This window comes from Pseudomonas sp. HC1(2025), assembly GCF_058742075.1.
The window spans coordinates 717,963-737,171 of sequence record NZ_CP196017.1 but is presented as its reverse complement, the minus strand read 5'-3'; the positions used below and the strand labels follow the sequence as shown (position 1 = coordinate 737,171).

General features: G+C 62.5%; 19 protein-coding genes. 12 read left to right on the top strand and 7 right to left on the bottom strand.

The genetic code is table 11. The features are described from left to right. Positions 1 to 48: 48 nt before the first annotated feature. Together ACSSVH_RS03100 and ACSSVH_RS03095 are read right to left on the bottom strand one after the other, a co-directional pair. Entirely contained in the window at positions 49 to 945 is an 897-nt protein-coding gene (locus ACSSVH_RS03100) for a PA4780 family RIO1-like protein kinase (RefSeq protein ID WP_076961462.1), read from the bottom strand. Positions 946 to 1,119: 174 nt separating this feature from the next. Then, positions 1,120 to 2,397, bottom strand: coding sequence for an acetyl-CoA C-acetyltransferase (locus tag ACSSVH_RS03095; protein WP_169957131.1), 1,278 nt, complete (start codon positions 2,395 to 2,397; stop codon positions 1,120 to 1,122). Between the two features lie 106 nt (positions 2,398 to 2,503). Between ACSSVH_RS03095 and ACSSVH_RS03090 the strand changes: the two genes are divergently transcribed. From ACSSVH_RS03090 to ACSSVH_RS03075, 4 genes are all read left to right on the top strand, one after another. Then, entirely contained in the window at positions 2,504 to 3,856 is a 1,353-nt protein-coding gene (locus tag ACSSVH_RS03090; protein ID WP_492634065.1) for a 3-oxoacyl-ACP reductase, read from the top strand. 2 nt (positions 3,857 to 3,858) lie between these two features. After that, positions 3,859 to 4,707: a MaoC family dehydratase gene (locus ACSSVH_RS03085; protein ID WP_492634064.1), complete on the top strand. Its 849-nt coding sequence runs from the start codon at positions 3,859 to 3,861 to the stop codon at positions 4,705 to 4,707. Between the two features lie 312 nt (positions 4,708 to 5,019). Further along, positions 5,020 to 6,732 (top strand): collagen-like triple helix repeat-containing protein, encoded by a 1,713-nt coding sequence (locus ACSSVH_RS03080; protein WP_492634063.1) that lies wholly within the window; start codon positions 5,020 to 5,022, stop codon positions 6,730 to 6,732. Between the two features lie 168 nt (positions 6,733 to 6,900). After that, positions 6,901 to 8,583, top strand: a complete 1,683-nt coding sequence (locus ACSSVH_RS03075; protein ID WP_169951994.1) for a ShlB/FhaC/HecB family hemolysin secretion/activation protein — start codon at positions 6,901 to 6,903, stop codon at positions 8,581 to 8,583. A 404-nt stretch (positions 8,584 to 8,987) separates the two neighbouring features. On the opposite strand, the gene ACSSVH_RS03070 is transcribed toward ACSSVH_RS03075, so the two are convergent. Genes ACSSVH_RS03070 through ACSSVH_RS03060 form a run of 3 tightly spaced genes read right to left on the bottom strand, consistent with a single transcriptional unit; the run spans position 8,988 to position 9,857 of the window. Further along, a complete protein-coding gene (locus ACSSVH_RS03070) occupies positions 8,988 to 9,176 on the bottom strand; it encodes a Flp family type IVb pilin (protein ID WP_169951996.1) in 189 nt (62 codons plus the stop codon). Between the two features lie 44 nt (positions 9,177 to 9,220). Then, positions 9,221 to 9,613 (bottom strand): response regulator, encoded by a 393-nt coding sequence (locus tag ACSSVH_RS03065; RefSeq protein WP_169951998.1) that lies wholly within the window; start codon positions 9,611 to 9,613, stop codon positions 9,221 to 9,223. 55 nt (positions 9,614 to 9,668) lie between these two features. Further along, positions 9,669 to 9,857, bottom strand: coding sequence for a Flp family type IVb pilin (locus ACSSVH_RS03060; protein WP_038445716.1), 189 nt, complete (start codon positions 9,855 to 9,857; stop codon positions 9,669 to 9,671). A gap of 326 nt (positions 9,858 to 10,183) precedes the next feature. Here ACSSVH_RS03060 and cpaB point away from each other — a divergent pair, with 326 nt between their 5' ends. The 8 genes from cpaB to ACSSVH_RS03020 are packed head-to-tail and all read left to right on the top strand — an operon-like array spanning position 10,184 to position 17,613. Beyond that, a complete protein-coding gene (gene cpaB / locus ACSSVH_RS03055; RefSeq protein WP_170042544.1) occupies positions 10,184 to 11,131 on the top strand; it encodes a Flp pilus assembly protein CpaB in 948 nt (315 codons plus the stop codon). Positions 11,132 to 11,146: 15 nt separating this feature from the next. Then, complete coding sequence (locus ACSSVH_RS03050) at positions 11,147 to 12,349, top strand: type II and III secretion system protein family protein (protein WP_169952002.1); 1,203 nt, start codon at positions 11,147 to 11,149, stop codon at positions 12,347 to 12,349. Further along, positions 12,346 to 13,539 (top strand): CpaE/TadZ family protein, encoded by a 1,194-nt coding sequence (locus ACSSVH_RS03045; protein ID WP_169952004.1) that lies wholly within the window; start codon positions 12,346 to 12,348, stop codon positions 13,537 to 13,539. Before ACSSVH_RS03050 ends, ACSSVH_RS03045 begins: the two co-directional genes overlap by 4 nt. Next, a complete protein-coding gene (locus ACSSVH_RS03040) occupies positions 13,536 to 14,807 on the top strand; it encodes a TadA family conjugal transfer-associated ATPase (RefSeq protein WP_169952006.1) in 1,272 nt (423 codons plus the stop codon). Before ACSSVH_RS03045 ends, ACSSVH_RS03040 begins: the two co-directional genes overlap by 4 nt. 10 nt (positions 14,808 to 14,817) lie before the next feature. Then, entirely contained in the window at positions 14,818 to 15,699 is an 882-nt protein-coding gene (locus ACSSVH_RS03035; RefSeq protein ID WP_169952008.1) for a type II secretion system F family protein, read from the top strand. A gap of 1 nt (position 15,700) precedes the next feature. Continuing rightward, positions 15,701 to 16,588, top strand: a complete 888-nt coding sequence (locus ACSSVH_RS03030) for a type II secretion system F family protein (protein ID WP_492634062.1) — start codon at positions 15,701 to 15,703, stop codon at positions 16,586 to 16,588. A 10-nt stretch (positions 16,589 to 16,598) separates the two neighbouring features. Further along, positions 16,599 to 17,321: a tetratricopeptide repeat protein gene (locus ACSSVH_RS03025; protein WP_169952012.1), complete on the top strand. Its 723-nt coding sequence runs from the start codon at positions 16,599 to 16,601 to the stop codon at positions 17,319 to 17,321. Positions 17,322 to 17,340: 19 nt separating this feature from the next. Beyond that, positions 17,341 to 17,613 (top strand): DUF3613 domain-containing protein, encoded by a 273-nt coding sequence (locus tag ACSSVH_RS03020; protein ID WP_169952014.1) that lies wholly within the window; start codon positions 17,341 to 17,343, stop codon positions 17,611 to 17,613. A gap of 174 nt (positions 17,614 to 17,787) precedes the next feature. Here the strand turns inward: ACSSVH_RS03020 and ACSSVH_RS03015 are convergent, their stop codons facing one another. Both ACSSVH_RS03015 and ACSSVH_RS03010 read right to left on the bottom strand, forming a co-directional pair. Beyond that, positions 17,788 to 18,570: a response regulator gene (locus ACSSVH_RS03015; protein WP_170042540.1), complete on the bottom strand. Its 783-nt coding sequence runs from the start codon at positions 18,568 to 18,570 to the stop codon at positions 17,788 to 17,790. Between the two features lie 126 nt (positions 18,571 to 18,696). Next, positions 18,697 to 19,170: a prepilin peptidase gene (locus ACSSVH_RS03010; protein ID WP_169952018.1), complete on the bottom strand. Its 474-nt coding sequence runs from the start codon at positions 19,168 to 19,170 to the stop codon at positions 18,697 to 18,699. Between the last annotated feature and the right edge of the window lie 39 nt (positions 19,171 to 19,209).

Genomic DNA, 19,209 nt, shown 5'->3' with positions numbered 1-19,209 from the left:
AGCGGGGGTACAAAAAATCCGGCCTGGGCCGGATTTTTTGTTGTCAGATCACTGCATCCACGGCGGCGGCGGTTCCTCCGCCGGTTTGCCCGGTGGCGCATCGTCCGCTGCGCGGATCGCCTGGCGCCGCTCTTCGTCGAGGCGTGCCGCTTCGATCTCACGCATCACGCCGCCCACATCCGCCAACTCTTCCGGTTCGTCGAACTCGCCGGTCAATACGCTGGCCGGGTGCAAGGTGCCGGCTTCGTACAGCGCCCACATTTCCTTGGCGTACTTGGTAGCCTTCAATTCCGGGGCAAAGCGCCCGAAATACGAAGCCATGTTGCCCACGTCCCGCTCGAGCATGGTGAATGCGTGGTTGTTACCCGCCGCGTCCACCGCCTGCGGCAGGTCGATGATTACTGGCCCCGTCGGCGTCAACAGTACGTTGAACTCGGACAAGTCACCGTGCACCAGGCCGGTACACAGCATCAATACGATCTGCGAGATCAGGAATGCGTGATACTCACGGGCCTGATCCGGCTCCAGGACCACGTCGTTCAGGCGTGGCGCCGCATCACCGTATTCATCGGCCACCAGTTCCATCAGCAACACGCCTTCGAGGAAGTCGTAGGGCTGGGGCACACGCACACCGGCACCGGCCAGGCGGAACAAGGCCGCCACTTCGGCGTTCTGCCACGCGTCTTCGGTTTCTTTCTTGCCGAACTTGGAGCCCTTGGCCATCGCCCGGGCCTGCCGGCTGTTGCGGACCTTGCGGCCTTCCTGGTATTCGGCCGCCTGACGAAAACTTCGTTTATTCGCCTCCTTGTAGACCTTGGCGCAACGTAACTCGTTGCCGCAGCGCACCACATAAACAGCTGCTTCTTTACCACTCATGAGTGGGCGCAGCACTTCGTCGACCAGACCGTCCTCGATCAGGGGTTCAATGCGTTTAGGAGTCTTCATCAGCTTTTATTGTGGGTCCTTTATTACCAAACACGCGTATGGCACTCGTTATACGGCAATCCTCGCACAGCGGGGAGAGGGTAACGAGCCTTGATCTGCTAAAGAATGCATCCAATATGCCAGATTAATCCGACAAAGCCGCTATTGCTCAAGGCGTTCGGATGATAGCCGAGATCAGCGCTCAATGATCGCCGTCACGCCCTGGCCACCCGCCGCGCAGATCGAAATCAGCCCGCGCCCCTTGCCGGCCGCGTCCAGCAGCTTGGCCAGGTTGGCGACGATACGCCCACCGGTAGCGGCAAACGGGTGCCCGGCGGCCAGGGAACTGCCCTTGACGTTCAGCCGGCTGCGGTCGATGGCGCCCAACGGTGCGTCCAGGCCCAGGCGGCTCTTGCAGTAATCGGCATCTTCCCAGGCCTTGAGTGTGCACAACACTTGGGCAGCGAAGGCTTCATGGATTTCGTAGTAGTCAAAATCCTGCAGGGTCAGGCCATTTCTCGCCAACAGGCGTGGGACGGCATACACCGGCGCCATCAACAGCCCTTCGGCGCCATTGACGAAATCCACCGCCGCCGCTTCGCCATCGCGCAGGTAGGCGAGGATCGGCAGGCCACGTTCCTTGGCCCAGGCTTCGCTGCCCAACAACACCAGGGATGCACCATCGGTCAGTGGCGTGGAGTTGCCGGCGGTCAGGGTGCCCTTTGCGCTGCGTTCAAAAGCCGGTTTGAGGCTGGCGAGTTTTTCCAGGGTCAGGTCCGGGCGCAGGTTGTTGTCACGGGTCAGCCCCAGGAACGGCGTGAGCAAGTCGTTATGCCAGCCTTCGGCGTAGGACGCGGCCATCTTCTGGTGGCTTTCCAGGGCCAGTTGGTCCTGCTCGGCGCGGGGTATCTGCCAAGTCTGCGCCATCAGCTCGCAATGCTGGCCCATGGACAGGCCCGTACGCGGTTCGCCATTGCGCGGCAGTTCCGGCTTGAGGTGTTGCGGGCGAAGTTGTAACAGGACTTTTAATTTATCCGCCATGGATTTGCTGCGGTTGGCCTGCAGCAGGATCTTGCGCAGGCCCTCGTTCACCCCGATGGGCGCGTCGGAGGTGGTGTCGACACCGCCGGCAATCCCGCATTCGATCTGCCCCAGGGCAATTTTGTTGGCCACCAGCAACGCCGCTTCCAGCCCGGTGCCACAGGCCTGTTGAATGTCATAGGCCGGGGTTTGCGGCGACAGGCGCGAGCCCAGCACGCATTCGCGGGTCAGGTTGAAGTCGCGCGAATGCTTGAGCACCGCGCCTGCGGCCACTTCGCCCAGGCGCAGGCCGTGCAGGTTGTAGCGCTCGATCAAGCCTTCCAGGGCAGCGGTCAGCATGGCCTGGTTACTCGCCGTGGCGTAGGGGCCATTGGAGCGGGCGAAGGGGATTCGATTACCGCCAATGATCGCGACACGGCGCAACTGAGTCATGGAAAGCTCCCTGTTAGGTGGTAGGTGCAATCCTGAGCCTAGACTAGGAACGACTGTCACCTATTGATGGTCCACCCTTTGAACCCCAGCAGCCGGAGAGCGTTCCATGTCTGACCGTTATATCGACTTCGCCAACTCAAGCCTCGGCCACCGCCTGGTCTCGGCCATTGGCCTGCCGTCCCCGGTACGCCTGGAGCGCTGGCAAGCCGGACGCCTGCGCCCGGTGGATGGCGCCCTGCTGTTGGGCGGCGGCCCGCTCGCGGCCCAGGTGCTGGGGTTTGCCAATAAACTCACCGAGGCCATCTACAGCTACGGGCCCGAGCCGCTGCAGGCCACGCCGTGGATCCCCGGGCACGGCCCCAAGCTCAAGGCGGTGCTGTTCGATGCCAGCCACTTGCAGCACACCGACCAACTCAAGCAACTGCGTGAATTCTTCCAGCCGCTGCTGAAAAATCTCGATCACAGCGCGCACCTGGTGATTCTCGGCCGCGCCCCGGAAAGCCTCGACGAACCGTTTGCCGCCAGCGCCCAGCGCGCCCTCGAAGGCTTCAGCCGGTCCCTGGCCAAGGAGCTGCGCAACGGCGGCACCCTGCAACTGCTGTATGTCGCAGAAGGCGCCGAGGAGCAATTGGAAGGTGCGCTACGGTTTTTCCTTTCTCCCAAAAGCGCCTATATCAGCGGCCAAGTGCTGCGCCTGAACGCCTGCCCAACCCAGGTGCACGACTGGACGCGCCCGCTGGCCGGGCTCAAGGCCCTGGTGACCGGGGCTGCCCGTGGGATCGGCGCGTCGATTGCCGAAACCTTGGCGCGCGACGGAGCCGAAATTGTGTTGCTGGATGTGCCGCAAGCCAAGGCCGATCTCGACGCCCTCGCCGCACGCTTGGGCGGGCGTGGCATTGCCCTGGATATCTGCGCCGATGACGCCGCCACGCAACTGATCGACCACTTGCCGGACGGCATCGACATTGTGGTGCATAACGCCGGGATCACCCGCGACAAGACCCTGGCCAATATGACCCCGGAATACTGGGACGCAGTGCTGGCAGTCAACCTCAACGCCCCGCAAGTGTTGACCAAGGCCCTGCTCGACAGCGGCACCCTGCACGACAATGGCCGCGTGGTTTTGCTCGCGTCCATCAGCGGCATCGCCGGCAATCGCGGGCAAACCAACTACGCCGCGAGCAAGGCCGGGTTGATCGGCCTGGCCCAGGCCTGGGCGCCGCTGCTGGCGCAACGGGGTATCAGCATCAACGCAGTGGCGCCAGGCTTTATCGAGACCCAGATGACTGCGCATATTCCTTTCGCCTTGCGTGAAGCCGGGCGGCGCATGAGTTCACTGGGCCAGGGTGGCTTGCCGCAGGATGTTGCCGAGGCGGTGGCCTGGCTGGGCCAGCCAGGGTCAGGCGCCGTCAGTGGCCAGGCATTGCGCGTATGCGGGCAAAGCCTGCTGGGAGCGTAACCATGCTGTGGCACACATTACCCAGCAGCCCGGCGCTGCCACCGCTGTACTGGCGCGCCGCGCTCAAGCGCAAGATCACCGGCACCACCTTGCCCACGTTTGGCCTGCATTGCCGGGTGCAGGTCAACCCCGAAGCGGTCGCGGCCTATCGCAAGGTCTGCGGGTTTGCCCAGAGCCCGCTGCTGCCGGCGACTTATCCGCACATCCTGGCGTTCGGCCTGCAGTTGCAACTGCTGACAGCACGGGAATTCCCCTTCCCGCTGCTGGGGCTGGTGCATTTGAGTAACCGTATCCGCGTGTTTCGCCCCATGGGCGGGGTCAGCGATGTACGGGTCAGCGTGCATACGCGCAACCTGCAACCCCATGCCAAGGGTGCGACTTTTGACCTGATCACCACCGTCGAAGATTCCCTGGGTCTGCTGTGGGAAGGTGAAAGCCGAATGCTCTGTCGCGGGGTGAAACTCGATGGTGAGGCCCCAGAGCAATCCCTGCCCGCGCCCAATTCGATCAGCGAACTGACCCGCTGGCAGGCGCCATCCGACATCGGACGGCGGTATGCCCGGGTATCCGGCGACTACAACCCGATCCACTTGAGCGCACTCACCGCCAAGCTGTTCGGCTTCCCCCAGGCGATCGCCCATGGGCTGTGGAACAAGGCTCGCACCGTGGCGGCCCTGCATGAACATCTGCCCACGGCGAATATCGAGATCTACGTTGAGTTCAAGAAACCGGTGCGCCTGCCTGGCGAGGTCATCTTGTTGAGCAGCGCCCCCGGCTCCAGCGGTGAGTTGCAACTCAAGGGCCACAGCGATATAGAGCACATGCTCGGCAAGTGGCAGCCGATTGCCTGAAACCGGGGTAATTTGCTGATTAATTGTATATATACAACCTAAGTTATAGCGGGCTAACGATAGCCCGCTAACTTATTCAAGTAGTTGATTTATAAAACATCGATGCAAACAACAAACCGCCCCCTATACCCTTGGTATTAATCACCAAGATGCATACCAGCGCCTGTATATAAATCGTTAATACCAAGTTGAGCGTTGCGAGAAAGAGTACCGAAGACTGTTATAGCCACAACGGACGCATGTATTGCCTGCCAAAGAACAGGCGAACTTGCGAAACCAACAAAGGCTGTACCAGGTGCTAAGGAACTCATCATGAAAACTCAAGTCGTGTTGTGGAAGGCAAGTACTGCATTGGCCCTTATCTTGGCGATGAGCCTGGGAGGCTGCAGCAGTGGTGGTGGCGGTCATAAAAGCAGCGTTGCATCCTCCTCCCCGGATGCTGGCGCCGGTACCGGCGGTGGTGGTACGGGTGGTGGTGACGGTGGTGGTACTGGCGGCGGCACTGGTGGCGGCGACGGTGGTGGTACTGGCGGCGGCACTGGTGGCGGCGACGGTGGTGGTACTGGCGGCGGAACCGGCGGTGGCACTGGCGGCGGAACCGGTGGTGGCACTGGCGGTGGCGACGGTGGTGGCACTGGCGGCGGCACTGGCGGCGGAACCGGTGGTGGCACTGGCGGCGGCACTGGCGGTGGTACTGGTGGCGGCACTGGCTCGACCACCAGCCCCCTGGTCACTGGCCAGATTGCAGCCAACCTGGGCGGCACCCTCGGCAATGTCGGTACAGCTATCGGTGGCATCGGCACCACCGTTGGCGGCGTTCCAGTAGTCGGCACTGCCGCAGGCGGCCTGGTGTCCAGCGTGGGCACCGCCGTGGGCAGCGTAGGCACCGGCGTCGGTACTGGCCTGGGCTCCCTGGGCACTAACAGCAACTCCCTGGGCGTTACCGTGGCCGGTGTGGCCAACGGCGTCGCCGACCTGGGCACGGGTGTTTCGAACACTGGCAAAACACTGTCGACCACCCTGGGCGGTATCCCAGTAGTGGGCGGCCTTACCGGCGGCGTCGGTGGGGCAGCCGGCGGCCTGGTGGATAAGGTTGGCCAGGCGGTCACCATGCTCGGCGATACCTTGAGCACCGCCAGCACCACCGGCCCACTGGGGTCGGTCACCAATACCCTGGGCGGCAAAGTGCTGGTGCCTGTGGTCTCGCTGGTGGAAAACACCACCGGCAACCTGGGTAAAGCCACCGGCCTGGGCAACCCGGTCAATGGCCTGCTGGACAAAGTCGGCTCTACCGTCACCGGCCTCGGCACCCAGGTGGCAGGCGCGGGTGGCGCTGGCAACCCGGTAACTGGTGCCTTGGGCAGCGTGCTCGGCGGTGTCGGAGCAGTAGCGGGCACTGCCGGTGGTTACGTCGCACCGTCTGCCGGGACCGGCAGTGGCAGCGCCCCTGCATCCGGTCTGCCTGAACTGGTGGGCGGCCTGGTGGCCAACGTCGGTAACGGCCTGAATGCGGGCAACACCAACGGCACCGTCAGTGCGGGGGGTGTGGCAGGCGGCGCACTGGGCAACACAGTAGCCTCGCTCGGCACAGTGATCGGTGGCAACGGCGTCGCCAACACGGCGGCAACCGCACCGGTGGCAGGCCTGGCAACCAATGTGGGCGCAGCGCTCAACCCTGTGACTTCGGGTGTCAGCAGCCTGACCCAAAACATCGGCACCTCCACTGGTATCGGTGCACCGGTCAACGGCCTGGTGACGCAAGTGGGCGGCGCAGTCAGCGGCCTGGGCGGCAACATCAGCGCGGCCAACGCTAACCCGGTCACCAACACCGTGGGCCAGACCGTCACCGCAGTCGGGGGCGTGGTGTCCTCGGTGGGCGGCCTGGTTACCGGCGGCACCAGTGGTAGCGGCGGGGGCCTGCTGGGCGGTCTGAACATCAATGCCAACGCCAACGCCACGGCGTCGGGTTCGGCCACTACAAACACCGGCGTAGGCGGCCTGCTCAAGGGGCTGACCGGCAAATAGAAGAATTGCACCTGGCCATTAGACGGCCTCCCCTACAGCGCCTACGCTTGGTTGAGACGAGAGATTCCAATGGGTCTCTCGTCTTTTTTATTGGAACTCCCGAACCGTGCCCAAGAACCCGGCGGGACCCTACGAAATGCCGCTGCAGTTTTGACCATGGAGTGTCCTATGCGCGTTTTGACGCCGTTGTTATTGCTCACCCTCAGCGCTTACGTCCACGCCGAGACCCTACCCAGCTTCCTCAACAGCAACGACACCATCCGCAACCTCCCCGTCCCCAACCTGCCGGCCGACGCCTACCGGCCCGTGACGCCGCAGACCCAGCTACCAGAGACCCCGGCGGCACAAGCGCAACCGCTGCTGATGGACACCAAAGTCACCATCCGCAAGCTGCAGATCGAAGGCGGCACGGTGTATCCGCTGCAGGAAGTCGCCCAGGTTTTCGAGCCGTTGATTGGCCATGAAACCAACCTCGCCCAACTGATCGAAGCGACCCGCAGCATCACCCGGCGCTATCAGCAGGACGGCTACCTGTTGTCCTACGCCTTCCTGCCCGACCAGCGCTTCGAACAGGGCCTGGTGCGCGTGGTGTTGGTCGAGGGTTACATCAAGGACTACCAGGTACAAGGCGACATTGGTTCGGTGTCGGCCTACGTCGACAAGTTGGCGCAAAAGCTCCAGGCCGAACGCCCGCTGACCCGCAAGACTTTCGAGCGCTACACCACCTTGATGGGGCGGATTCCCGGAGTGACGCTGCAAGCGCAAGTACCGCCACCGGGCACCACCGATGGTGCTGCGCACATGAATATCCAGGCCAGCCGCAAACCGTTCACCAGCAGCATGAGCATGACCGACGACAGCCGCGGGGGCCTGCAAGCCTTGATCGCCGGTACCAGCAATTCCCACACATCAATGGGCGAACAAGTCAGCCTCAGCGGCCTGTTCCCGCCGGGGGACGACAAAGAGCATTACTACCGGCTCGACTACAGCCAGTTCATCAATGCCGAAGGCACGCAACTGAGCCTGTATGGCGCGCGCTATCGCAGCGACCCGAGCACCCATATCCGCCTCGACGGCGGCTTCTCGCTCAAGCCACACCGGGAAAACGACCGGTTCTCCATCGGCCTGAGCCACCCGCTGATCGCTTCGCCCAGCGAGTCCCTGACCCTCGGCACTCGCTTCTACGGGGTGAACGACAGGACTCGCTATCAACTGGTCGGTTACCCGCAACGCTTTGACGTGGAAACCGACCTGCGCGCGCTGGCCTTTGAAGGGGATTGGCGCAAGGCCGACAATCGCCAACTGCGCATCCTCAGCGCCGGCCTGTACCAGGGCGTCGACGGCCTGGGCGCAAAAACCCGCAGTGACTTCGAGGGCATAAAATCCGACCTGGACTTCTTCCGCCTGCGCCTGTCCGGGGTGCAGAGCGACAAGTTCTTCGACAACTGGCAAGGCGTGCTCTCGGCGGCGCTGTACTGGAGCGACGACACCCTGCCCGACAGCGAACGAGCGGTGTTCGGTGGGCAGAACTTCGGGCGCGGCTACCCGGATGACCAGGGTTCGGGCGACAAGGGCTGGGGGGTGGCCTACGAGGTGAACTACAGCTACAACCGCGCTGGCGACTGGGTAAGGATCGTGCAGCCTTACGTCGTGCTCGACCGCGCCAAGGCCTGGTTCAACAACCTGCCGGTCAAGGACAGTGACATGTCATCCGCCGCCGTTGGCGTGCGCTTTGGCGATGCCAAGTACTACAACATTGCGTTGGAGGCGGCCAAGCCGATGTCGGATATGGCATTGGACAGTTTTAACCGGCGGCCGCGGTATACCTTGAGTTTTAGCTATCAGCTGTAGGAGCCGGCTTGCCGGCGATGCGGCAATGCGGCGACCCGACAAGCCAGCTCCCACAGGGAAATGCAGCTCTGCGCTGTAGCTCTGCTTTTGATCTTGATCTTGATCTCAGGCGCCCCGTTAAACCACGCTGGCCGCAGGCAGGTATTGCGCAGTGGGCACCCCGGCATGGATGCCGGGGTAGCCGCGACACGGCCATGGATGGCCGATCGCGGCGGGCCCACGGAGCAATGCCTGACTGCGGGCATGCCGAGCCTAGGCGAGGCACCGAGTGGTGGGGCAAAAGCGCTTTGGTTACTTTCGCGCTCTTCGAAAGTGACCCGCCGTAAGGGCGGAACCCTAAGTGGCCGTGACCGCAGCAACGGAGATGTACACAAACCCAGTGTAGATACCTATGGCCGCCGCCCTCAGGTCAGAGCATCCCCCACCTTGCCAAAGAACGTCGCAATCTGCGGCCCCAGCAACTTCCCAGCCGCCAGCACCACCAGCGCAATCACCACAATCAAAATCACATACTCGATAGCCGTCGCACCGTCCCGGCGGCGCCAGAACAGCATCGACCACGCATACATCCTCAGCAGCAGGGCAAGCAACATAGGGCATCTCCTCAGCAGGGCGCTATGCACGGGCCAACTGTTCCCTACGCCCGGGGGAACAGATTGTTAAGGGTGTCGATCAACCGAACCAGGTAGATGGGTTTGCGAAACAGGTCCAGGACCTGCAAGCGCAGCATGTCACTGACATCATCCATTTCGGCATGGCCGGACATGACAATAACGGGCAGGTGCTGGCGTGACGTGTGCTCACGCAAGCGCTTGATCAGGGAGATGCCACTTTCCTCGGGCATGCGCAAGTCGGTGATAACCAGCGCGATATCAGGATGCAGTGTCAGTTGCTGCAATGCATCTGTGACGGAGGTGGCACAAAAACAAATAAAGCCCTCGTCTCCCAGCGATTCGGCCAGTTCAACGAGGGCATCTTCTTCGTCATCCACCAACAGGATCTGCTGGCGGCTCGCAACAACAGCGCTCATGAGCAATACCTTCCAAGACAATCACTGATGGGCATGCTCAAGGCACTGCTGCCAATCAGGTCAAGGCGGCTCCGACTTTAGCGAACATGGCCGCGATCTGAGGCCCAAGCAATTTACCGGCCGCCAGCACGACCAGCGCGATAACCGCGACAAGAATCACGTATTCAATCGCCGTCGCGCCCTCTTTGCGATGAAAGAACAGTTGGAGTTGGACGTAGAGCTTCATCATGAAGGTAAGGAACATATGACTTCTCCTTTGCGCTTGCTTGCGCAGATCGCGGTGCTGCACGGTGATTGCTGCGTGCCACTAGAGCATTGTCAACAAACCCCACATCAACAACTGTAAGAACGGATTAATCACAAAGTAGTAGTCACAACCTTGACGTCATGAACCCGTGTTTTAAGGAGCTGCGCGAGGGTTCCAAAATAAATCGCGGACGCTAATGGCATTTTGTCCTAGCTCGGCTACCGTCAAATAGCGAAATCGTTAGATGTTCATAGCTGCCTGGTTGCGAAATCAACTCGTTGGGAAAAACGGGCGCGTGGTGCAACAGGAAAGGGAGAGCCTTCATGAACAGTCGTGTCAGCATGATCCTGGCCGGGTTGTTATTAATCGGTGCGCTGTTTGCAGGCTATTGGGGACTGGTACTGAGTCGTCCGCCTGAGCCGGCAGCCACGCCCGCGCCATCTGGCGTTTCTGTGGAAAAAACCGTCGCCGCCGTCGAAGACCAGACCCGCCAACCCGTGGTGGTCCTGGCCCATGACGTGCCGCCCTATATCGCCCTGACCGCCGCCGACCTGACCCTGGAAAAACTGCGCACCGCCCCGGCCGGCAGCTTGACCAGCCTCGACCAGGCCATCGGCCGCACGCCCTTGAGAGCCCTGCGTGCCGGCACCTGGCTGGATGATTCCAGCTTCAATGCCGGAGGCCCGCTAGCCCGCATGATCCGCCCTGACGAACGCGCCCTGGCGGTGGCCGTCGATGAGGTCATCGGTGCGGCTGGCCAGTTGAGCCCCGGGGATTTTGTGGATGTGCTGCTGTTCCTGCGCCCGGAAGGCACCAACCCCGAGCCCACGTCACAGATCATCGTGCCGGCCCTGCGCCTGCTCAGTGTCGGCGATACCCTCGGCCCGACCAACGATGGCAAGCCCGCCGTTGCGCCGCCCACCACCGATGAAGAAAAAGCCCGCCAGGCACAACGCCAGGCAAGCCCACCGCGAACCGTAGTGCTGGCAGTGCCGGAACAGTTGATGAGCCGCTTGATGCTGGCCACCAGCGTCGGCGCCTTGCGCCTGGCGGTACGCAGTGCCGATGAACAATTGCTGAGCCAGTACTGGGCCGGGGACAACGAGGCCTTCGCCAAACTGCAAAGCGCCAATCGCGAGCTGTACCAGTTCACTCAACTGGCCATGCTCGGTGCGCCGAAAAGAGTCGCACAGGCTGGAGCCACCAACGAACCCCGGCGCTCCGGCATCGAGGTCATACGCGGTAACCAAGCGATCCAACAAAATCCCTGAGCAAGGATGCCTTGAATGCGCCATCGATTTGCACCTGCGTTCACGCAAATGGCCTGGGCACTGATGCTGTCCAGTCTGCCTGTAAGCCTGGCGTTCGCGGCTACCGACAGTTGCAGCGGCCTGGGCGCCCTGCCGGCCGTGGTCGAGGTCGGCGAAGGCCTGCAACAGACCCTGCAATCGCCTGTAGCGATCACCCGGCTGGCCATCGGCGACCCGAAAATCGCCGATGTACACCTCAACGGTGACCGCGCCTTCCTGCTCACCGGCGTTGCCTCGGGCGCTACCAGCCTGATGGTCTGGACCCACTGCTCCAGTGCGCCGCGCCAAAGCATGGTGTTCGTCAAGGGCAAGGCCAGCTCAAGCCTGACCAGCCAGGCCCTGGCGCCGTCCGACGACCCATCCCTGCCGAGCCAGGTGCAGACCGATATCCGCTTTGTCGAAGTCAGCCGCACGAAGCTCAAGGAGGCCAGCACGTCGATTTTCGGCGGCACCCGCAACTTCCTGTTCGGCAGCCCGCGCACAGCCGGGATGAGCCTGCCCCTGGATAACGAGAGTTTTAACATCGGCATCGGCGGCGGGCGCTTTTCGGCGCTGATCAATGCCCTGGAACGCAGCGGTTTTGCCTACACGCTGGCGCGGCCGAGCCTGGTTGCCATGAGCGGGCACAGTGCGACCTTCCTTGCCGGTGGCGAAGTGCCGATCCCAGTGCCCAGTGCCGGCAGCGACACCATCTCCATCGAGTACAAAGAGTTCGGTATCCGCCTGACCCTGACCCCCACCGTGATCGACCGCACGCGGATTTCCCTCAAGGTCGCACCGGAAGTCAGCGAGCTGGATTACGCCAACGCCTTGCAGGTAGAAGGCATCCAGGTACCGGCCCTGACGGTGCGGCGTACCGACACCACGGTGTCCCTGGCCGATGGCGAAAGCTTTGTGATCAGCGGCCTAATCAGCAATAACAACCGCTCCACCATCAGCAAGTTTCCAGGCCTGGGCGATATACCGATCCTTGGTGCGTTTTTCCGTGACAGCAACGTCAGCCGCGAGGAAAAAGAGTTGCTGATGATCGTTACCCCGCACCTGGTCCAACCCCTGGCCGCCAACGCGCGCCTGCCGTCCCTGCCCGGGGAAAAACTGCGCAACTACGATCCCAACTGGTATCGCCTGTACTTCCTGGAAAACGGCAACTTCGACCGACGCACAGGACTTTCCCAATGAGCGATAGCCTGAGCCAGACGTTCCTGGCAATCACCCGCAACACCACCGACCTGGAATGGCTGCAAGGCGCCCTGGCACCCCTGGGCCAAGTGGTCAGTGCCGGTGGTGGCAGCCTCGACGAACTGCTGGCCCTGGTGGACGTGACCTTCGCCAACCTGGTGTTCGTCGGCCTGGACCGCGAACATGTAGTGGCCCAGAGCGCCTTGATCGAGGGCGCCCTGGAAGCCAAGCCGATGCTGGCCATCGTCGCCCTGGGCGACGGCATGGACAATCAATTGGTACTCAACGCGATGCGTGCCGGGGCGCGGGATTTTGTCGCCTATGGTTCACGCTCCAGCGAAGTCGCCGGCCTGGTGCGGCGCCTGAGCAAACGCCTGCCGCCAGTCGCCCACAATGCGCACCTGGGCGGCCTGACGGTGCTGTATGGCACCCAGGGCAATGCCGACGGCGCCCTGCTCGCCAGCCACCTGGCGATGGTGGTGCAAAAGAGCGGTCAACAGACCCTGCTGCTGGACCTGGGCCTGCCCCGTGGCGACAGCCTGGCGTTGCTGGGCCTGGAAAGCTCGTTCAACTTTGGCGATGCCCTGCGCCACCTGCGCCGCCTGGACACCACGCTGATCAACAGCGCCTTTACCGCCACCGAAGGTGGCCTGCGCATCCTCGCCTACACCGAAAGCGACGACCCCCTGGAACTGACCAGCGCCGCCGAGCTGTACATGCTGCTCAGTGCCTTGCGCCAACACTTCCAGCACATCGTGGTAAACCTCACCGGCCAGCGCGACAGCGAAGCCCTGCGCACTTTTGTCAGCCACTGCGACAAGCTCTTGTGGTGCACCGACCAGAATGTCCTCGACTGCCGACGCAACCTGGCGGTACTCAATCAGTGGCGGGAAAAGGGTATGAAGCTGGACCATGCACGGCTGCTGATCGACCGCTATCTCAAGGGCGCCGCACCGGACAGCGAGGCCCTGGAAAAGAGCTTCGGCCTGGAAGTCATCGCCGTGCTGCCATTGAGCCCGGAAGTGCGCCTGAACGCCAAGAACCAGGGGCAAACCTTGTTCAGCCTGGCGCCCAGGGAGACCCTGACGCAAAACCTGAAGGTCTTGGGCGAACGCCTGGCCAAGCGCTCCGAAGGTCTTGAAAAACCTTCCACCCGCTGGTTTGAGCGGCTGCGGGGGACCATCAAATGAACGGCGAAAAGCTCTTCGGCGCGCCTGCCCGTGGGCTAGGCAGCGCCGTGGATCACGACGGCCTGAAACTGGTGCTGCACCGCTACATCATCGATGCCATCGAAGAGTCGGGGAAAAACCTGCTGGAAGGCTCGCGCCAATCCCTGGCGCAATTTGTCATCGACAAGGTGTCCGAATACATCACGCGCATGCACCTGGCGATTTCCCGTTATGAGATGGAGCGCCTAGCCGAGGAAATCGTCGATGAACTGACCGGCTTCGGCCCACTGGAAGTGCTGTTGCGCGACCCGTCAGTGACCGAGATTCTGGTCAACGGCCCACACCGGGTGTTTGTCGAACGGGACGGCCTGTTGCACCAGAGCGACCTGCGTTTTATCGACGCCCACCATGTGGAGCGGGTCATGCAACGCATCCTCGCGCCATTGGGTCGGCGCCTGGATGAATCTTCGCCGATGGTCGACGCCCGGTTGCCCGATGGCAGCCGGGTCAACGCGATCATCCCGCCGATTGCCCTGGACGGTCCGTGCCTGTCGATTCGTAAGTTTCGCAAGGACATGCTCAAGAGCAGCGACCTGGTAGCGATGCAGACCATCGACCAGTCGATTTTCGAGTTTTTCCAGGAGGCGGTGGGCAAGCGCTGCAATATCCTGATCAGCGGCGGCACCGGCACCGGCAAGACCACCTTGCTCAATATTCTCAGCCAGTTGATCAACCCCCACGAACGCCTGGTGACCATCGAAGACGTCGCCGAACTGCAACTGGGCCACCCCCACGTGGTGCGCCTGGAAACCCGTCCGCCCAATGCCGAGGGGCACGGTGAGGTGAAGGCCAGCGACCTGATCCGCAACGCCCTGCGGATGCGCCCGGACCGCATCATCCTCGGTGAGATCCGTGGTGTGGAAGTGCTGGATGTGATGACCGCAATGAACACCGGCCACGACGGCTCCATGAGCACCGTGCACGCCAACAACGCCCAGGACGCCCTGTTGCGCCTGGAAACCCTGGTGGGCCTGACCGGGCGGGTGGTCGCGGAGAAAACCCTGCGCCAGATGATCTGCGCGGCGCTGGATGTGGTGATCCAACTGACCCGCCTGCCAGACGGCCGGCGCTGCGTCAGTGAAGTGGTGGAAGTGGTGGGGGTGCGCGATGACGTGTATGTCACCAACACCCTGTTCCGCCATGACCGGCGCACCGGCTTCGGCTTCCTGCGCGAGGCCGTCAACCCGGCGGGTGACAAACTGCGCCGCGAATCCGCCCTGCCGCTATAGGAGCGTCACCATGACCGGCGCCATCCTGATGTTCAGTTGCGTGATCCTGATTGGCGTGTCGCTGCACCTGTTCCTCAGTGGGCTGCGCCAGGCAGAAACCGACCGCGTCCTGGAACGGCTCGCCGAAGGCCAACCGCTGCTGGCCGAAGAGCGCGGGCGTTGGGTCGGCCTGGAGCGCATGTTCCAGCGCGCGGGCCTGGGCAAACCCACCGACAGCCTGGGCCTGTGGGTGACCTGCTGGGTGTTGGGCGCAGTCCTGGGGTTCCTGGTGTGGAGCTGGGTCGGCCTGCTGAGCATGGTGTTGCTGCCGCCGCTGCTGCTGCGGCTGTACATCGCCTGGCGCTATCGGCGGCGGGTGAAGCGGATGATCGAACAACTGCCGCAAGTGCTCGACCATACCGTGCGCAGCCTGAAGTCCGGACGTACCCTGGCAGACGCCTTACTGGGTGCGATCGACAGCACCGAGGAGCCCTTGAAGCCCGCCATGGGGCGTATCCAGCGCAATGTGCAACTGGGGGTCAGCCTGCCCGAGGCCGCCAGTGATTTTGCCGAGTTCTACGAGCAAGACGAGTTCCGCATGCTTGCCCTGGGCCTCAAGGTCAACCACCGCTACGGCGGCAATGCCAGTGACTTGCTGGAGAACCTGATCAAGGTGATCCGCGAACGGGAACAGGGCGCGCGGCAATTGCGCGCCATGACCGGCGAGACGCGCGTTACCGCTTTTGTCCTGGCGGGCATGCCGATCGCCATGGTGGGCTATTTCATGCTGATCAACCCAGGCTACCTGCTGACCATGTGGAACGACGACAGCGGCCGCTACATGCTGCTGGCCGCGCTGACCATGCAGGTGCTGGGCTGCCTGACGATGTGGCGCATGTTGCGGAGTATTTGAGATGGTCCTGCTGATCAGTGCCTTGTTGTTTTTGGCTGCGCTCACGCTGATCGCCGGCCAGTTGCTGGCCCAGCGTCGCCGCGAGCGCCTGGTCAACCAGCGCCTGCAAGGCCAACTGGTGCGCCGCGACCGGCTCGGCACCCTGCTCAGCCAGTTTGGCAGCAGCCAACTGGCCCAGCGCTCGGTGAGCATGGATAACGAAACGCAGATCCTGCTCAACCGCGTGGGCTGGCGCAAAGCCAATCAGCGCTCGATCTTCGCCGCCTGCCAGATTGGCGTGCCGCTGGTGCTGGCCGGGCTGATCCTGGTGGGTGAGGAACTGATCTTTCCCGGCGCCGACTCCCCGTGGATCGCGCCCCTGCTCGGCCTGGGCGTGGGCTACCTGATACCCAAGCGCATCCTCGCCAGCGCGGCCAAGGCCCGCCAGCAGCAAATCTCCCGTGAGGTGTCGACCTTCATCCCGCTGCTGCGCATTCTGTTCGAGTCGGGCATGGCGGTTGAACAGTCGCTGCGGGTATTGAGCGTTGAAGCTCAGCGCCTGCTGCCCGCGCTGACCCAGGAGCTGCGGCTGATCCTGGCACGGGTCGACTCCGGCCTGGAACTGAGCGAGGAACTGGGCAAAACTGCCCGGCTGCTGGCCGTGGACGAATTCACCGACACCTGCATCATTCTCCAACAACTGATCCAGCAGGGCGGCGGCGCCATGAAGTCGCTGCTGGCCCTCAAGCAACTGCTCGATGACCGCCGCTTGACCCGCTTGCAGGAATTCATCTCGAAGATGTCGGCCAAGATGTCGGTGGTGATGATGGTTTTCCTGTTTCCCGCTTTATTGATTGTGCTGGGGGGGCCGGCATTTATTGCGATCTCCCGGGCCCTGAGCAGTTTTTGAGGAGCGCTCGATGAAAGCACTGATTGCAGGCCTGGGCCTGCTGATGCTCGGCGGCTGTGCCAGTAACGGCCAGACGCCGTGGTCGGCGCTGATGACCCCGGGCAGTTGTGCCAAGCCCAGCGCCGAGCAGGAGCTGTCGCTGAACCTGGCCGACGACATGGCCAATGAAGGAAAGATGCACGCCAGCCTGGCCAACCTGCAAAGCCTGCCGGAGTCTTTGCCGCAAGTGCGCCAGCGCAAGGCCAAGGTCTACCGCCTGCTCGGGCGCAGTGAAGCGCAACCGCTGTACCGCAGCCTGCTGGGCACCTGCATGGCGGCCGAAGGGGAACACGGCCTGGGTCAACTGGCGGCGGCCCAGGGCGACAACGCCCAAGCCTTGGCCCATATGCAACGGGCGGCGCAACTGGCGCCCACCGATGAAAAAATCCGCAACGACCTGGGGGTGGTCTACCTCAACCAACGGCGCCTGGAAGAGGCGCGCTTTGAGTTCATGACTGCCATGGAGCTCAAGCAAAGCGATCAACTGGCGGCGGTCAACCTGGTGACCCTGCTGATCTACCAGGACAACTGGGGCCAGGCCGCACAACTGGCCAGCCAAGTGGGCCTAAGCCCCGAGCAGGTCACCGAGGCCCAGGCCCGGGCCGAGAAACTCAAGGCCGCCGGCACGCCGGCTGCCAAGGCCAAGGACCAGGTCGCAGCGGCCAGCGATGCACCGCCCGCACTAATCAAGTAAGCGCTTGAAGGAGCCGATGATGAAATTCCCCTACCTCGCCAGCCTGACGCTGCTGGCCCTGCCCCTGACGGTACTGGCCATCGAGCCTGGGCCCTCGTCCAAGGCCCAGCAGGAAACGGAGAACTGGCTGAGGCTGCAAGTCGACGGGCAAGCCGCCTCACCCACGGTACAGAGGGCAACGCCCGCCGAACGTGAACTGGCGATACAGCGTTTGCTGGAGAGCAAGAAATTCGCGATCCCCGAAAAGTTCGACGAAGACAACGCAAGCGGGGGCTCGGGCAGTAGCAAATAAACCACAGCCACTGGAGAAATGTGGGAGCGGGCTTGCTCGCGAAAGCGGTGGGTCAGTCAACATCAATGTTTGCCGGGCCGACGTCTTCGCGAGCAAGCCCGCTCCCACAGGGGGATCTGCGCTTAACTGACTGGCATTAAGCTTGCCCGCTCCTACAGGGCTGTACGCAAAGCTTCAGTGCGCCGTCACCCGCTGGCGCAATGCCGAGTTGCTCGGTGACAGCGCCAACGCCAGTTGGGTGCGGTTGTGCATATGGGTCAAGCGCAACACCTGGGACACGTACAACTTGACCGTGTTCTCGGTAATACCCAGCTCGCAGGCAATCTGGTAGTTGGTCTGGCCCTTGCCCACCAGCCGCGCGACGTCCAGTTGCCGGGGCGACAACTGATTGAAGATCGCCGGCACCTCCAGGCGCTCGGCCTCCTCGCCTGACCCTTCGCCCTCGGCTTGCGGCGCCGGGCCGCGACGGACCTTGTCCAGGTCCTGGTACAAGTCATCGATGGACTCGGAAAGATATTGCAGCTTCTGGTTCAAGTTCCCCAGGTGCAGATTCTTGTGGCGCTCTTCCAGGGCAGCCTCCTGACGCTGCAAGCCTTCGAGCAACTCATTGAGGTTGATGGGCTTTTGGTAGTAATCGGAGATGCCCACGCGCAAGGCCTTGATCACGTCCTGCTTGTCCGCCCGGCCAGTGAGCATGATGGCTTCGAAGGCACGCTGCTTGCCGGCAATTTTCTGCAGGGCCTGCACCAACTCAATGCCGTCCATGTCCGGCATATGCAGGTCACACAGCACCAGGCCGATCTGCGGGTCTTCACTGAAGCGTTGCACGGCCTGCTGGCTGGAGCCACACGGGACACAGCGATAACCGCTGCTTTCAAGAAATTCGCAAAGCTCCTCCACAATCAGCGGTTGATCGTCGACCACGAGCACTTTTACTGCAGATGTAAGCTTGTTCACGCGCTACTCCATGCCTGGCAAGCCAAAGATTGACCTATCCGTTCCGAGGAACTTTCCTAATTACCGGTACAAATAAACGTAGACGTACTTTGCGACTATGTACATAGCGATATAGAGCGCCCGCGACTAATGGAGCCACGGCCAGGCCAAGGTAAAACCCACTAAAAGAAACGGTGCAAAGGGCAGTTTTTTTGACGGATCCACCACCAGGTAACCCAGGCGCGCTCTAACGCCTTGACTAGCAAGCGGTAACAGCCGCGGCCCATAGACCAGCCAGGCGACATTGGCCGCGCCGGCCCCGATCAGCGACCACAACAGGTAGGTCGAATTCGACGCCAGCGCCAACGCCGCGAGCATCTTCACATCCGCGGCCCCCAGGCGCCCGAGGGCGTAGCCGGGCAGCGTCAACAGCAGCGCCAGGATCAGCGCCCACAGCCCTTCAGACCGGGACGTGCCGAGCCAGGTGCTACCGCTCCACAGCAGATAGAGCAGCGCCAGCAACGCCACGCCCAGGGTCAGGCGATTGGCGATCTGTCGCTGGCGAATATCCTGCATTGCACACAACACCAACCAGACAACTACCACGAGGCCTTGGATCACGTAAAAACCGTCCCTTTTTGCCGATTGATTCTATGCTGA